15 protein-coding genes and 1 pseudogene are annotated in these 16,411 nt (G+C 45.1%); 1 reads left to right on the forward strand and 15 read right to left on the reverse strand.

The annotated features are described in order from the left end of the window. From BUB85_RS21895 to BUB85_RS18240, 13 genes and pseudogenes are all read right to left on the reverse strand, one after another. A pseudogene (locus BUB85_RS21895) lies at nucleotides 1-189 on the reverse strand (transposase); the annotation flags it as partial. A 137-nt stretch (nucleotides 190-326) separates the two neighbouring features. Further along, the gene (locus BUB85_RS18185) at nucleotides 327-1,064 is read right to left on the reverse strand and encodes a 16S rRNA (uracil(1498)-N(3))-methyltransferase (RefSeq protein ID WP_073112958.1); all 738 of its coding nucleotides are present in this window, start codon (nucleotides 1,062-1,064) and stop codon (nucleotides 327-329) included. A gap of 3 nt (nucleotides 1,065-1,067) precedes the next feature. Next, the gene (prmA, locus tag BUB85_RS18190; RefSeq protein ID WP_073112959.1) at nucleotides 1,068-2,024 is read right to left on the reverse strand and encodes a 50S ribosomal protein L11 methyltransferase; all 957 of its coding nucleotides are present in this window, start codon (nucleotides 2,022-2,024) and stop codon (nucleotides 1,068-1,070) included. A gap of 3 nt (nucleotides 2,025-2,027) precedes the next feature. Further along, nucleotides 2,028-2,963, reverse strand: a complete 936-nt coding sequence (locus tag BUB85_RS18195) for a glycoside hydrolase family 25 protein (protein WP_242945483.1) — start codon at nucleotides 2,961-2,963, stop codon at nucleotides 2,028-2,030. A 107-nt stretch (nucleotides 2,964-3,070) separates the two neighbouring features. Further along, nucleotides 3,071-4,135: a glycosyltransferase family 2 protein gene (locus BUB85_RS18200; protein ID WP_073112961.1), complete on the reverse strand. Its 1,065-nt coding sequence runs from the start codon at nucleotides 4,133-4,135 to the stop codon at nucleotides 3,071-3,073. Nucleotides 4,136-4,191: 56 nt separating this feature from the next. After that, the gene (locus BUB85_RS18205; RefSeq protein WP_073112962.1) at nucleotides 4,192-4,533 is read right to left on the reverse strand and encodes a DMT family transporter; all 342 of its coding nucleotides are present in this window, start codon (nucleotides 4,531-4,533) and stop codon (nucleotides 4,192-4,194) included. Beyond that, nucleotides 4,520-4,873, reverse strand: a complete 354-nt coding sequence (locus BUB85_RS18210; RefSeq protein ID WP_242945484.1) for a transporter — start codon at nucleotides 4,871-4,873, stop codon at nucleotides 4,520-4,522. The genes BUB85_RS18205 and BUB85_RS18210 overlap by 14 nt, the downstream gene beginning before the upstream one ends. Further along, the gene (locus BUB85_RS18215; protein ID WP_073112964.1) at nucleotides 4,857-6,008 is read right to left on the reverse strand and encodes an ATP-grasp domain-containing protein; all 1,152 of its coding nucleotides are present in this window, start codon (nucleotides 6,006-6,008) and stop codon (nucleotides 4,857-4,859) included. Before BUB85_RS18215 ends, BUB85_RS18210 begins: the two co-directional genes overlap by 17 nt. A 6-nt stretch (nucleotides 6,009-6,014) precedes the next feature. Next, entirely contained in the window at nucleotides 6,015-7,151 is a 1,137-nt protein-coding gene (gene rffA / locus BUB85_RS18220; RefSeq protein ID WP_073112965.1) for a dTDP-4-amino-4,6-dideoxygalactose transaminase, read from the reverse strand. Between the two features lie 13 nt (nucleotides 7,152-7,164). Then, nucleotides 7,165-8,523 (reverse strand): ArnT family glycosyltransferase, encoded by a 1,359-nt coding sequence (locus tag BUB85_RS18225; protein ID WP_073112966.1) that lies wholly within the window; start codon nucleotides 8,521-8,523, stop codon nucleotides 7,165-7,167. A 176-nt stretch (nucleotides 8,524-8,699) separates the two neighbouring features. Further along, the gene (locus BUB85_RS18230; RefSeq protein ID WP_073112967.1) at nucleotides 8,700-11,324 is read right to left on the reverse strand and encodes a bifunctional diguanylate cyclase/phosphodiesterase; all 2,625 of its coding nucleotides are present in this window, start codon (nucleotides 11,322-11,324) and stop codon (nucleotides 8,700-8,702) included. Nucleotides 11,325-11,511: 187 nt separating this feature from the next. Next, nucleotides 11,512-12,111, reverse strand: a complete 600-nt coding sequence (locus BUB85_RS18235) for a flavin reductase (protein WP_073112968.1) — start codon at nucleotides 12,109-12,111, stop codon at nucleotides 11,512-11,514. 78 nt (nucleotides 12,112-12,189) lie between these two features. Then, nucleotides 12,190-13,116 (reverse strand): DMT family transporter, encoded by a 927-nt coding sequence (locus BUB85_RS18240; protein WP_073112969.1) that lies wholly within the window; start codon nucleotides 13,114-13,116, stop codon nucleotides 12,190-12,192. 325 nt (nucleotides 13,117-13,441) lie between these two features. Between BUB85_RS18240 and BUB85_RS18250 the strand changes: the two genes are divergently transcribed. Beyond that, complete coding sequence (locus BUB85_RS18250; protein ID WP_073112971.1) at nucleotides 13,442-14,650, forward strand: GNAT family N-acetyltransferase; 1,209 nt, start codon at nucleotides 13,442-13,444, stop codon at nucleotides 14,648-14,650. Here the strand turns inward: BUB85_RS18250 and BUB85_RS18255 are convergent. Further along, on the reverse strand, nucleotides 14,647-15,273 hold the full coding sequence (locus BUB85_RS18255; RefSeq protein WP_073112972.1) for a PHP-associated domain-containing protein: 627 nt from the start codon (nucleotides 15,271-15,273) through the stop codon (nucleotides 14,647-14,649). The genes BUB85_RS18250 and BUB85_RS18255 overlap by 4 nt on opposite strands. 428 nt (nucleotides 15,274-15,701) lie before the next feature. After that, a partial coding sequence (locus BUB85_RS18260) for an RNA-guided endonuclease InsQ/TnpB family protein (protein ID WP_143160782.1) occupies nucleotides 15,702-16,411 on the reverse strand: 710 nt, incomplete at its 5' end.

The following is a 16,411-nucleotide window of genomic DNA, read 5'->3' on the forward strand; positions in this document are numbered from 1 at the left end:
AGGTGTATTACGGCGAGATGGGCGATTGCTGTACAATACGCGGAAAGGTTCTTCATCTATATATGGAAAAACATTTTCCGAAAAATACTTAGCCCATGATTTATCTAACATTTTTAATTCGCGGGCTGTTAGGTTTGAAGTAGCATCAAATATGCTGATTTGTTGTGAGTTATTCGATGAGAAAGACATATAATCACTCCTTTTTTAATAACTCCATTGTAACATATTTGAAGATAATATATTAAATTTTCAAGGTTCAAATAGCCCATTTGTCGGGCAACTCATAGTATGTATCCAGGGGTAAAAAGTCATGCATTTCATGCCGCTCAGCCCTCCAAATGATACATTAAAATCGACAAACAGGCAAGCCCCGCCGTCTCCGTTCGCAAAATTCTTTTTCCGAGAGTGATTGGCTTTGCACCGGACTCTACTGCGCGTTCCACCTCCGCTGTCTCAAAGCCGCCCTCCGGACCGATGAAGAAGCCCACCGACTGTCCCGGCTTAATTGTCTCGATCAGCGCCTTTGTCTCTTTCATTCCCTCCGCAAGTTCATACGGAATCAGCACGACATCCAGTGCCCCGGCATATTCTAACGCTTCTGCATAGCTCATCACAGCGGATACCCTCGGGATCATGCTTCTGCCCGACTGCTTTGCCGCCCCCTCTGCGATGGCATTCCAGCGCTCCTCTTTTTTCTTTGCCTTCTTCGCATCCAGTTTGACGACCGCACGCTTTGTCACCACCGGAACAATCTCAAACGCTCCCAGTTCCACAGCCTTCTGCACAATCAATTCCATCTTGTCACTTTTGGGGAGTCCCTGAAACAAGTATATCTTTGACGGCAGCTCCGTGTCTGCCTGCTCTTCCTCACAGATGGACAGAACGATCTCTGCCGGTGTGAACTCCGCGATCTCACACACGTATTTTTTATTATTTCCATCACTGATTTTTAGTTTTTCCCCGATTTTCATACGAAGTACATTGCGGATATGGTTCACATCCGCCCCCTCGATAAAAATACCGTCTTCCTTCACCTGTTCCGGTGTCACAAAAAAATGATGCATTCTCTACTTCCTTCCGGTTACAGAAACCCATTCTCCCTGATACGTAGTCTCAATCACCTCTAGCCCCGCAGTCTCCATAGCTTTCTTCACCTTAAATTCTTTGTCACTATCATTAATGATTCCACTGGTAATGTACACCGCTCCCTGCTTCATCTGATGAACAATCACCTGTGTGAGCGGTACCAGTACATCTGCCAGTATATTTGCCGCAACAATGTCATACTTTTCATAGCCCACTTTATCCTGAATCGCCTTGTCGTCGATAATATTTCCAATCATCACCTCATACTGGTCTTTCGCAATTCCGTTCACTTCCATATTCTCATACGTCGCATCGATGGCGCAGGGATCCAGATCCGTTCCGACCGAATGCTTTGCGCCGAATTTCAGGGCGAGCATTCCAAGAATGCCGCTGCCGCAGCCCACGTCAAGAATCTCGGTCTCCGGTGTGACGAACTTTCGGATCTGGCGGATGCAGAGCTGTGTCGTCTCGTGCATTCCTGTCCCGAACGCGGTTCCCGGATCGATATGAATGATCATCTTGTCCTTATCTTTTTGCTCCACTTCCTCCCAGGACGGAATGATCAGCACATCATCCACCGTAAACTGATGAAAGTACTGTTTCCAGTTGTTCACCCAGTCCACATCCTCTGTCTGGGATTCCTCGATCGTACAGTCGCCCACATCGACATACGCTGCCATCTCTTTCAGCTCTGTACGGACTTTCTCGAGCATTTTTTCTTTTTCTTCCTCTTCCTCCAGATAAAAATTCAGATATGCCACTCCGTCATCCACATCGGTCTCCGGCAAAATGTCCACAAACATCTGCTCCTTGTCAGCCTGGGTCAGCGGAACCTTGTCCTCCACTTCCACTCCCTGTATTCCGATATCCATCAGCATACTGCTCACGATGTCCTCCGCCTCCGTCGTCGTCTTTAAGCGAAACTTATTCCATCTCATTGTTTACTCTCCTTTTTCGTGCTGAAACCAAATGTCAATATCTACATTGCCTTCCACTCCCGGCACACTTCCTGTATCTGTATACTGCCACATCTCATAATCATACGGACACTGCGGCGTCTCATAATAATCTGCATACCACCAGTCATAGTCCTGCAGCTTTGCGATGTCAAGTTCTAATGCCATACGCTTCATATTCGCATAAATCATCGTATCATACCCGGCTGCTTTGATGGTATCGCAGAATGCAATGCAGTTGTCTGTCAAGACCTTTGAACTGATTCCATCTGTTCTGGATTCATCCTCCTTGATCTCTTCCGGGTCAAAGACCACCGGTCCTTTTATATCTGCCGCCTCTATCTTACTCAGCACAAACTCGGCCTCCTCGACGGCTTCTCTCTCGGATATGGCCTGCGAAAAGAAATAAACACCCACTTCAAGTCCCGCATCCACAGCCCCTCTGAGATTGTCCCGAAACTTTTCATCCTCATAGATTGTTCCGCTGGCACCATATCCCCTGCCGCCGACTCTCAGAATGGCAAACTCAATCCCGCTGGCCCGGGCCTGTGTCCAGTCAAGGTCCGCCTGATACTGGGATACATCGATTCCCAATCTTGAGGTGATGCCATTCTCCTCGTCCCGGTAATATTTGTATCCATTCTCCTCCACAAGCTTCGTGAAATCATACGTACATTTCGGAAAAGAATCTACGAGTGTTCCCTCGTAATCATTTCCCCTCACATCCTTAAACTGGTATTTCATCACAGAGTTCCCCGCTGCTGCCGCCTGCTGTGCATCCTCTTTTTCTTCGGAATCATCGTCATCCAGATTCAGTGTCTCCACCACTTCTGTATCCCCGCTCTTTTTTTCTGCATCTCCGCAGGCAGTCAATGCCAACATGCTGCATACGATAAGAATTGTCCACGCCTTTTTTTTCATCCGTATCTCTCCGTTTAACATAGCCATCCCCATCCGTTTCCGACTACTTTTATCTCACATTCTCCTATTTCCTGTTTTGTTTCGTACTGCTTTTTCTTTATGTCCTTTTATCTCTCCGCACTTCCCCCATACTGCTCTGGTTCGTATTTCCGTGCGCTGCATTGTTCCACACCATGCTGTTCTGCTTCGCATTGTTTCGCACCACGCTGTTCCGTTTCGCATTGTTCCGCTCCACATGGATCCGTCTTATTCTGACGAACCTCATCTACAATAAATGCCGGACGGTTTCTGACTTCATCGAACATGCGCCAGATGTACTCGCCTAATATTCCGAGCGTCAGCATGGTAATCCCAAAACTGAGCAAAATCAAAACTACAATCGTCGTATATCCTTCCACGGTTGTGTGTCCGTCCAAATAATCCACCACCAGCACCAGCGTCCAGATCAGCGAAACCAGGATAGACACCACACCCATAACAGAGATACAGCGGATCGGGAAATAAGAAAAAGAGAGCAGCGAGTCAATTGCCAGCTTGATTTTTTTCGACAACGTCCATCCGGATTTTCCGATTTCACGTTTTTTTCTCACGTAATATATTTTTTCACTTTCAAAGCCGCTCCACAGGATCTGCTCTGTCAGCGGTGCATTCTTCTCTCCGATTTCCACGATAATATCAATCACCTGGCGACTGATCATGAATGTGTCGAATCCCCCTTTCGGCATGTTGGACAATGCAAATTTACGCATCATCCAGCAATACACTTCCGAGAACAATTTCTGCGATATCGGTTCTTCCCGATCCTCCCTGACCGCCAGAACCACCTTGGAACCCGCCGCATATTTCTCATACATCTGTAGGATCATCTCCGACGGTTCCTGCAGGTCTGCCGCTTTCCGTACTGCAACGGTTCCAGAGCACTCAGACAGGCCTGCCAGAGTGGCCAGATGCTCGCCAAAGTTTCTTGCCAGATTCACGAGTTTCACCTTGGGATCCATATCTGCAAGTTCCTTTAATTTATCATATGACCCATCCTTTGACCCGTCATTCACAAACACAATTTCGTAATCACAAGGCAGTTTTGCCAGCACTTTTTCTTTTAAATCATCATAAAGCGGATGCAGATTCTCCTCGTTATAGTAGACCGGTATAATGATCGATAGTTTTTCCATAGCTTCTCCTTTATCTTGTCAGTGTACCCGTACCTCAATGTCATTTGGTCACTGAATCAGCTGTAATATACCACAATTCCAAGCAGAATCAGTGCATTTCCAAGCAGTTTTTTTTTCGTAATTCCCTCTTTCAGAAAAATCCTCCCCAGAATCATGACAAAGATGTATCCCAGCGATTCTACCACCGGACCGTTTTTGTACTCCAGCCCGCTGAAGGCCAGGACTGTGAGAAGCGTCGAGAGCACCATCAGGCCATAACCGAATATCACTTCCACATTCAGATATTCCCGCAAAAAAGAGGGATATGTCTTCAACGCGCTCTTTTTCAAAAAAATCTGCGATATGGAGGCGACCGCAACGGACGCCACCAGAATCAGATAATATTTATTTGCAATCATCAGAGTTCACCACCATAATTCCCAGAAATACAATCACAATTCCCAATATATTTTTCCACGTAATCGCTTCTTTAAAAAACAACACCGCCCAGATCAACGACCAGAATATGCCAAAAGCCCTGTTGGCATAGGCGATCGATATGTCAAACTTCTTAATGATCTGCTGCCACAGGATTGCATACACCCCCAGTATCAGGATCTCAGCACCATAAAAGCCAATAAACGGCAATGACAAGAACGTATATCCCGATGCGAATTTGGATGCCACCGTTGCCAGTGTATAAATGAGTATTACGGACTGAAGAATCAAGACCTCTTTTACTTTATTCTGTTTCCACAAGATCTGTAACCTCCTCCACTTCATCCACACAATCCAGGGCCATGATAAAATACCCCAGACGGCTGGAGCTGTCGATGACCTCGTGCTCCGATTTGTCTATTTCGCTCACAAAGCTGATCTTCTCCGCAAAGGTTTCCCGGATTTTTTGAAAGTTAATCACTTCGTTTCTCGTCATCAAAAATCGAATCCAGGCAATTTTCGGTTCCTGAACTCTCGAAAAATCCGGGCGCATCCCGAGTGCAGTCTGTATCACCATCCGCACATAGTCATATCCCGTAGATATGCGCACCAGATCTGATCCGATACAGTCTCCGCCCATTCGGGCACCAATTTCAATAATTCCGATTTTCCCCTTCCCGTTGATTCTAAATTCCGCATGGGAGGCTCCATTCTCAATCTCCAGCGCATCTAACGCCCGAAAGATTTCTGTCGTCACCCGCTCTAACACCTCATCTGACAGTCCGGATGGTTCTATGTGTCCATTCTCAATATAATGAGGACGACCTGTTGTATATTTCTTTGTGACCGCCAGCCTTGTGTGCTTTCCCTGATAACTGATCGACTCAAAGCTGTACTCCTCTCCATCTATATATTCTTCCACAATCGCTTTTTTTTCAAAGGAATCCCCCACTGCCCGTTCCACTGCGGCACGAAGTTTCGTTTTATCCGCCACTTCTGTGATGCTTCTGCTCCCAGAGCGGTCTGTCGGCTTCACAATCAACGGATACGTAAGCCCCTCTGCCTGTTTTTCAAAATCCGCCAGAGACACTTTAATAAAGCGGGGAACCGACACCCCCGCTTTATTAAAACTCTGTCTCATCAGATACTTATTTGTTGATTTCTTCACACAGGCTTCACTGTTTGCCGGAAGTCCCAGCGCATTTGCAATATAATTCGCGGTAATCGCTGCCAGATCCGATGCGATCGTCACGACCGCGCATGGATTGATCTTTCTGCACTCTTCCAGGATTTTTTCTTTCTCTATAATACTGATCGGATAGAACACATCCGCTGTCCGCTCTCCGACTGATCCATCCTGCCATGCAAAAACGTGTGTCTCATACCCCATCTCTTTTGCTCTGACTATCAGGGGATTCTGAAAACTGTTTGCACCAATAATGACTATTTTTTTCATATCCTTCTATCTTTCTTTTCTATAAAAATTTTGAATTGCTTCGATTACATGCTCACTCTCTATCTCCGTCAGGCCATAGTACATCGGAAGACGGAGCAGCCGCTCGCTCTCTCTCGTCGTATATCTGTCCTCGCCATGGAATCTTCCAAACTTCTGTCCGGCCGGTGCCGTATGAAGCGGGATATAGTGAAATACGCCCTGTACTTCCTGCTGATTCAACGAGGTGATCAGCGCGGTCCGCTCTTCCACATCTTTTGTTTTAATATAATACATATGTGCATTATGTACTGCGTAGTCTGGACAGAAAGGCTGTTCAATCTTCCCTTCCCCGGCAAGATCAGAGAGGCCCTGTTGATATCGGTCAAACGTTGCTCTCCGATTATCATTGATCTCCTCCGCAAGTTCCAGCTGCGCCCACAGATAGGCCGCATTCATATCACTTGGAAGATACGATGAGCCTGCATCCACCCACGTATACTTGTCAATCTGCCCCCGGAAGAACTTGCTGCGGTTTGTTCCTTTCTCGCGAATCACTTCGGCCTGCTCATTACACGCCGGATCACGGATTACAATCGCACCGCCCTCTCCCATAGTATAGTTCTTCGTCTCATGAAAGCTATAACATCCAAAATCACCGATTGTGCCGAGTGCTCTGCCCTTGTAAAATGCATTCACCCCCTGCGCCGCATCCTCAATTACCAGAAGATGATGCCGCTTTGCAATCGCCATAATCTCGTCCATCTCACAGGCTACACCGGCATAGTGAACCGGTACGATCACCTTCGTTCTCTCCGTGATTGCATCCTCTATCAAACGCTCATCGATGTTCATCGTCTCCGGATGAATATCTACGAACACAATCCTTGCCCCGCGCATCACAAACGCATCCGCCGACGACACAAAGGTATAAGCCGGCATGATTACCTCGTCTCCCTGTTTGATATCTGACAAAATTGCCGCCATCTCCAGAGCATGTGTACAGGATGTCGTGAGCATCACCCGCTGTGCGTCAAAGTGTGCCTCCATCCATCTGCTGCATTTTTTCGTGTATACACCATCTCCACATATATGATGCTGCATCACCGACTCCTTTATATAATCCAACTCTTTTCCGGTAAACGCCGGCACATTAAATCCTATCATTCATAGACCCCTTCTAAACAAAATTTGGCAGAAAAACTACAACGTAACTCAAAATCCCCATACAAAAAACAGCTGCTATAAGTATGTCAATGATGAGCCGTCCGACGTTTTCATATTTTTTTGGAATATGGGAAACAAGTTTTTGGAATCCCACCGTCAAAAAATATGCAAACGGTATCATAATTGGAAGAATATACCTTCCCTGTGGCTGAAAATCTGAATAATACGAGTAATACAAGCTCAGCAGCACCGGAAAGATCATGGACGCTGCCATCACCCAGTTAAAAAGTTTTTCTTTACTCCATTTTTCTGTTTTCCATTGAAAGAATACAGAACGGACATGAATCAGCGTACCAATACCGCCCAGTAGAATGAGCCGGTTATAGAACTTATACATCCACCATTTTAAAGGATAATCAAAATAGCCAAAATAGCCGATAAAACTATACAGGGTTCTCTTCAGCCACCCTTCTGAAAGCAGCATTGTCTTCAGTGACATTCCCTGACTGAACGGTGTCACTCTAAGGGAAGGCTTGTACTCCGGGGCAGCGTACAGCTCTGCGCAGGCATTACAGGCTGCCATACCAAAAATGTCTCCATCATAAAGAATGAAACTCCTCACGAACCACCATCCGGCACAGGCCAGCGTAATAAGCAGAATAAACATTCCTTTTTTTATAAGAATCCCGATTTTTTTATGCCACGGCACTTCCAACGTAGTGCTAAGAAGCACGGAGAATACAAATATGACCAGGCTCATCACAAGAAAGCCATATGCATTGTAGTAAGACAGTGCACATAAACCAAGTGCCACTCCAAGATAAGCGCAGTGCTTATAGCTCCAATTTGATTCCAGCCCCAGAATCCAGCTGTATATCACACATGCTGTTGTAAAAAGTGCAAATGCATCTGTGTTTACGTACGATGAGACGTAGATCATCTGTGGCCACATAGTGATCAGCACAACGAACAGCCACCTGCAGCTGTTTTTTTCGAACAGCTTTTTTGAAATTTTAATTGTCACTGCCGCAGTTCCAACTCCAAACATAACACTTGCGGTTCTGGCCGCCATCAGCAGCGCAAAAACTTCAGATGAAAAAAAACTGATTGCTTTCATGAATATGGCACTGACTATATAAGAAAATATCGGATTAAACCCATAAGAGTTCCCCCATACCATATTCATAATCTCAGGATCTGCTCCCGCCGGAAGTGTCCCGTGTTTAAAGATAAACTTTGGTATCAGATAGCGCATCTCCTCATCCGGAGACGCATTCAAGGGCTGAATGTATGCCCACATAAAATAGAACACACACAGCCCCGCCAGAAATAGCCATTCCACTCTTTTTTCTTTTATAGTTTCCCTTTTCATTAGCCTTCCCTCATAAATTCAGTCCTTATCTTTTACATTATAGCATGATTCGCACTTTCAGTGCTTGACGCTGCTTTGCAGCTATCATGATCGCCATTCGCCGTTCGCCAAATGCAGGCGCTTGGCTCACTAACACTCATTTTATCATAGATTTCCCCACAAAAAAAGACTTTCCTCTATTCTATCCTGTTTTTACCGGACTGTTTAGCCCGATACATCCTCTCATCCGCTTTTTCTATCATTTCATCCGCATTAAATCCGGGATATTCACTCAGGCTGACACAACCGGCACTGATTCCGAGGCGCATATCCCTTCCCTCAACAGAATTTCTGTGTATGATTTCCACCACTTCTGCCACCCGTTTCCGGAATACAGCTCCCTCAATACTTCGGCACACTACCAGAAATTCATCACCGCCGTATCTTGCCACAAAATCCCCTCTGCTCATGGCAAAATTTGTCTTCAGTATTCTGGCTGTTTTCTTGATCACAGCGTCGCCGGTCAGATGACCATACGTGTCGTTGATCGCTTTCAGCCCATCGATATCGATCATTGCAATTCCCATGTCATCTCCGGATTTTCTTGCATGTACAATATAATTATTCAGGTGCGAATCAATATGCCTTCTGTTATAAACCCCGGTCAGTTCATCTGATTCCAACTGCCGGTTCAGATCGTCCAGTTTCATAAACAGCAGCTCCTTGTCGAATATATTGTCCACGTACGTATCATCCAGTTTTGATACCATCTCAACAACAGCCCCTCTGGAATTTAGTTCTACATACTGGGAAATCACAAAAAACAGCTGATCATTCGTGTATTCCAGCTTATTGTAACGCGTTTTTCCCCGCAGTGCCCGGAGTGAAATGCAGTTATTGCACCGCTCACTTTTTCCCCATGTTGTAAAGCATCCCTGTACATCGCAGATTCCTTCTTCCGCATTCATGCAGACTCTTGTACGCTCCGGATCCACAAGACGCACAATGTCAAAACAGGATCTCAGTGCCTCCAGTTCTTTCAATATCCGGTCCTCATCGTTTGAGGTCTTCCAATTCACTCGCTCCTCAAGCGTCTCCATACACTCGGCAATCCCCGTCTCCTGCTGTACAGGATGGTTTGCCATAACATTTTTCATCGCAGAAATAGCGGTTTTATCAAGCAGCTTTTCAAATTCATCCTCCGGCATCGGTTTTGCAAAATAATACCCCTGAACATAATTGCAGTCCATCATACGTAGGATTTCCATCTGTTCCTTCGTCTCCACCCCTTCTGCGATCACCGGAAGATTCAGCCATTTCGCCAGACTGATAATAAAGCGCAGAATCCCTCTTCCCGAAGAATTATTCGCTTCTTTCTTGATAAAACGCATATCCAGCTTCAACACATCAATCGGAATCTCCGCCAGCATATTCAGCGAAGAGTAACCACTTCCAAAATCATCCATTTCTATCACAAACCCAAGCCGCCGTAATTGCTCAACCACCTTGATAATCTGTTCCGGGTCCTCCGTATATGCAGTCTCCGTAATTTCCAAATGCAGACTCTGTATCGGAATCTTGTATTTCCCGACCAATTCCCGGAGATTCTCAACAAATCCCTGACTAAAAATATCCGCACGTGACACATTCACCGAAATCGGTACCAATGGGCTTCCCTGGTCCATCCGCGTTCTGATGCACCTGCAGGCCGTCTCCCACACATAGTAATCCAACTGGGTTATAAACCCGTTCCTCTCAAAAAGAGGGATAAATTCTCCCGGACTCATAACACCTTTTTCCGAATGCATCCATCGAACCAGCGCTTCTGCTCCGACGATGCTCTCGTCGGCCAATTCATATTTGGGCTGATAGAAGACCTGAAACTGCCCGCTCTCCAACGCATGCTGCATGCTGTCGGTGATGAACCTTTCACTCAGCAGCCTCTGGCGGATCCGGTCATCGTAGTAGGCAAACAGCTTATTGTATTTTCCTTTTATTCCCTCCGTGGCGAGCTTTGCCCTGTCACACATGGTATTCACTGGAAGTGTTCTGCTAGTGATTTTGTAAATGCCAAAGCGCACTTTAATCTGTACATTCATCGGAAATTCATTGAACTTGTCCACCCATTGCTGGAACATTCCATCGTCATACTCCATTTTATGCTGCACTAATATGTAAAAAATATCTGCGCCAAAATGACTGCAGATGTTACCTTCCTGACTGGTTTCCCGAAGCAGTCCGCCAATAAAACAAAGCAGCTTATCCCCGGTTCCGATTCCAAATGTATCATTGATCAATTTGAATTTTTCTATATCCAGACAGATCAGGTCGTATGGTTTTTCCGGATTGTTCTTCAGTGTCTCTACCACTTTTTTCAAAAAGAACTGTTTGTTATACAGACCGGTCAGTTCATCCTTCTCGACCGCATTGATCAGCAGTGCCGTCTCACGCAGCTTGATCGTGTTCGCCAGGCGGTGTCTGATGATATCAGCCTTATACGGCTTTGAGATATAGTCCTGTGCTCCCAGTGAAAGTGCCTTGATCTCTGCTTCCTCTCCATCCATCTGAGAAGAGACAATGACAGGAATAGTAGCGTAAATCACATGCTCTCCCATCCGCCGCAGCACCTCATATCCATCCATCTCAGGCATTGCAATATCAAGAACAACTGCCGAAACAGACTCGCCGTGCTCTTCCAAAAGCTGCATGCATTCTTTTCCGTTGCATGCGTAAAACACTTCATATATTTCCCCCAGAATTTTCCCCAGAATCTGTCTGTTTATCCATTGATCATCCACTACCAGTACTTTCTGCTTCTCCATACCGTGCTCCTTACTGCTACCCCTATATTTTTCTTTTTTGTCACATTATGTAAATTTTAACACGTTCTCTGTTGGATTACAATCGCATACTTTTCGTGGTATAATAATAGTCTGACAGATGGCCGGGGGGTACAAAATTTGATTTTTGTACATCCTCGGCCATCTGTCAGACTATTTACTCAGCTATTTAAATCTTCTCAAAATCTACTGCGCCGTGCTTACAGATTGGACAGATAAAATCATCTGGAAGGGGCTCTCCCTCGTAGATATATCCACAGATCTTACAGCGATATCCCTTTTTCTCTGTCTTTTCCGGTTTTGGCTTAATGTTACTCTGATAATATGCATATGTCACCGGATTCACACCTGACAGAACCTCTCCGTCCGTCACGTCCGCCAGAAACAGTGTGTGGGAGCCCAGATCCATCTCCTGTACCACTTTTCCGGAAATAAATGCGCTGGCATTCTCCTTCAGGTACACAATCCCATTCTCTGCACGGAGAACCGGACATCCTGCGATCTTATCCGTATCTCTTCCACACTGAAAACCAAATCGTTCAAATGTTGAAAATGGTGCTGTCTCATCTAAAATCGAAACATTAAACTCCCCTGTTTTCTTAATCATATCGTGTGTGTAATTCTGTTTATTCACAGCGATCGTAATCCGATTTGGTGAGGTAGTAACCTGCCCTGCTGTGTTGATAATGCATCCATTATCCTTGTCCCCATCTTTTGCCGTCAGGACAAACAAACCATACGTCAGCTGATACATTGCTTTCTTATCCATTATGTGACCTCCTCGTCTATCAATAATAGTAACTGTTATTATTATACTATCTCTTTTGAAGTCAATTGTCAAGGCTTATTATCTGAATTTTCTTCTTTCTTCTGTAAAATGAGCATTCAATTTACTTTTCTGCTGTGACAGAATCAACCCTCCAAGAATCAGCACCGCGCCCATTACAGACACAGCCGTCAATTTTTCGTGCAGGATTACTACCGAAAGCAGCACCGTCACGATCGGAGAAACATAGATATACACGCTGGTCTTAACCGCACCAATCCATTTCGTGGACGTATTCCACGCGAGAAATCCGATGGCACTTGCTGCCACTCCCAGAAACAGGATATTAAAAATCACACTCTTGTCAGCAAACGCAGAAATGCTCCCGATCTTCTTCTGCATCGCGACAATGGGAATCAAAAACAATATTCCATAAAAATAAAAGCGTCTCGTCACTGCAACCATCGGATACTCCCACTCACTGATTTTCTTCAGAATCACTGAGTAGATTCCCCAGGAAAACATAGCCAGCAGTGCCAGAAAATCTCCCAGCGGATTCAGATGCAGGCTGGTCTGGCCATTCCGGCTGATCATGATCACTCCGATCATGGCGATCACAAATCCGATATAAAAACTCCTGTCTGGTCTCTCGCTTTTATAGAACACACTCACCATGACCGCCACAAAAAACGGTGCGCAGGTCACGATAATTCCCACGTTGGAGGCATACGTCATGGTCAGTGCCGTATTCTCCAGCAAAAAATACAGCACAATCCCACAAAGTGCTGCCCCTGCAAAATATAGTTCCTGTTTCTTCTCCTTCACCTTGAGTAAATGTGGATAGAACGCAAACAACGCCGCAAATGCGAGTATTGACCGCATAAACAGCACCTCCACCGGCGAAAAATGGGTCAGCAATACCTTGGTGGATACGAACGTAGCTCCCCACATGAACTGCGTTCCACATGCCATAACATGTCCCATTATATGTTTCTTTTCTTCTGTCATTTTTTCTGTTTCCTCACTTGTCTCTGTCTTATTTTATCGCAATTTATTCTTCTCTGGCTTAGGCTGCTCAGGTCTGCTGTATCTCAGCCTGTCTGCTCTTCGCAATGCAATTACCTGTCCGCTCTTGATAGTACCACATTTTTCTATTCTCACATAGATTTTTTTGTTTTTAAATCCAATTATCTGCTTATTTTTCAGATATGGTTTCAGATGTCTATCCCGGTCAGAGAAATCCAATTGCGGCGAACCTGCCACAGAGCGTCCCGCTCTTTTCATGCCTTCAAAATTGTGGTAGAATAGGGAAAAACGAAACGAGGAAACTCTTATGAATAAAAAGAAACTAAAAATGCAGCTGGTCAGCAGCGAATATATGGAACAGTACAATGCTCTGCTTCGATACGTCTTTCAGGTAACCGATCAGGAATTACATTCGGTCGGCTGGCAGGAAAAAGAAATCATCCGGGCTAAATTTCCGACCATGGAAAAAGCGGATGTGATCGGATGGTTCGATAACGACACGCTTGTCTCACAGGTGGCCGTTTACCCTATGCAGGTTCAGATCTTCGGGAAAAAGTATTCTATGGGCGGACTTACCGGCGTGGGGACTTACCCGGAATACTCGAACATGGGCCTGATGCACAAGCTTCTGGAGCAGGCTCTGACAAATATGCGAAAAAAAGAACAGTACATCTGCTACTTATATCCATATTCCATTCCGTATTACCGCCGAAAAGGCTGGGAATTGATTTCCGACAAAATATCTTATGAGATCAAAGATTATCAGCTCCCCAAAAACCGTCAGGTTTCCGGCAGTGTCCAGCGGGTAAAAACTGACAGTGAAGAGTTGAAAAAGACGTATGACCGCTATGCGGCACATACACATGGCGCCATCATCCGCGATGAGCTTGCATGGAACGAATACTGGCTTTGGGATAAAGATGATATCATGGCAGCAATTTACTATAACGAAGCAAACGAGCCTGACGGGTATATTATTTACTGGATTGAAAATGAAGTATTCTATATCAAAGATATGATTTTCAATAACGAAGAAGCCCGGACAGGCCTGTGGAATTTTGTTTCCGCACATTTCTCAATGATCGACCACGTGGAAGGGAATATCTATACCGATGAGCCTCTGGCATTCTTACTGGAGGATGCCAGTATCAAAGAAGTCATTTCTCCGTATTATATGGCAAGAATTGTAGACTTTCCTGCATTTGTGAAAAACTATCCGTTCAAAGCCGACGAAATGGAACGGGAATGGCGTTTTTCCATGACCGATCCGATCATGGAATGTAATCAAGGTTCGTTTTTATTGAAAATCACCAAAGACGGACACGGCGAAGCAGTTAAAATACCGGAGCAATGCCCGGACAAAATCAGCATCCAGACAATGACGACCATGTTAATGGGATACAAGCGTCCGGACTATCTGGCAAGGATCGGAAGAATCCAGGCTGATGGGGAAACAATCGACATGCTGGAGGATGCAATTGAACAGCAGACTCCCTATATATCCGACTATTTCTAAAATAAGCCATCCTTTTCCCGGTATCCATGCCGGATCACAGGCTTACAGGTTCCAGTTTTCAGTGCATTCACCAGTTCTTCTACGGTGTGCACTTCTTCGGATATCTCCGTTGCGTACCTGCCCAAAGCGATGAGATTGTGCGCGTCACTTGCCCCTATGGGCTGAAGATTCAGACGCTCACAGTACTCCATCGCTTTTTTATTTGCCGCCATGGAGGTGCTTCCGTTCAGTACTTCTATCCCGGTCAAGCCCTGCAGCACGTCAAGCTCCTCGCCAAGCCCTCTGCTGTTGCTTCGGAACGGATGTGCCGAAATGCAGACACCTCCCTGCGCTCTGACATAATCGATAAAATCCTGCGCAGGCATATGAGACCGGTCCGGCATCCGGTTGATTCCAAATGCAGTGATATCCCCCTCCGGTGTCAAATACTCTACTCCCACAAATATGGGGAAATTCTCCTGCCTGCTGATTTTTGCGGCGTAATCCACTAATCCAAACGCATCATGGTCTGTGATGCATACCCCATCCAGTCCAATCATTTTTGCTTCATTTACGATCTCCTTCAAATTCATATGGCTGTCATCTGAAAAGGTTCGTTCGTGTACATGGAAATCAATCACCATTGTTCTGTCCTCACTCACTTGTTTTATACAACTTATTATATAATTCTCTCGCTGTTTCCACCAATCATTATTTTCTATATACTCGCTGTACTTATTATTGTTTTCTATCACAAAACGGTTGCTTCGAATCTGCTTTTATGCTTTCCCGCAGCCTTATGGCAGTTCCGTTTTCCTATGTACCATTTCCAGCACACAAAAGATAATACTGATCAAAAACAGAAAATAAAAATTAATTCCTCTGCTCACCAGCAGCATTGGCAGCAGATACCCTTTGTGAACCCTCACATGACTGAAGTCACGTGCTTCCTGTTTCGGCGTAAATCGCCACAATAAATGCTGGTCTTATGCTTACTCCACAGGCGTAGATTATACTGTTTGGACAGTTCCTGCCCTACAGTTTTTTGTTTGCTTTATAAGAATTTTTTTTATTATGCTGCCATTTGCCAGTACATCTCATACCCTTTCTTTCTAATGTTGATCGCTGCGTTTAAGTCTCGGTCCAGGTTCATTCCACACTCACAGATATATCGTCTCTGTTCCAATGATATTTCCTTCACGCTCCCACATCGACTGCAAGTTTTGGAGGATGGATACCATTTATCAACAACCACCAGCTGTTTTCCGCGATCTGCAAGTTTATACGCCAGCATGGATGTGAACATCCCATACCCATTATCTAATGTAGCCTTTCCATTCCTAAAGCCATGATTAGACATACTGCGCATATTCAGATCTTCGATGCACACCATATCATACCGATTGGCTATCTCGGTTGACTGCTTATGCAGGAAGTCCTTTCTCTGGTTTGCTGATTTCCGATGGATTTTGGCTATCTTATGTTTCTGTTTCTCATAATTCTTAGAACCGATGACTTTGTGCTTCTGTTTCCACTGGGCTTTTGCTAACTTTTTCTGATTAACACGGTAAAAATGCGGCATATGCGCACACTTTCCTTCCGAATCCATATAAAGACCATCCGACTTATAATCAAGCCCTAACACCTTGTTATAACATACCCCTATCGGAATTATCTCTGCTTCATAAGCATACAGAACTGACACATAGAAACTGCCATCACGTTCCATCACAATCGTTGCCTGCTTGATGTTCCATAAGTTGTCTGCCTTTCGGTGAATAA

The sequence above is a fragment of the Hespellia stercorisuis DSM 15480 genome, assembly GCF_900142165.1.
GTDB lineage: Bacteria > Bacillota > Clostridia > Lachnospirales > Lachnospiraceae > Hespellia > Hespellia stercorisuis.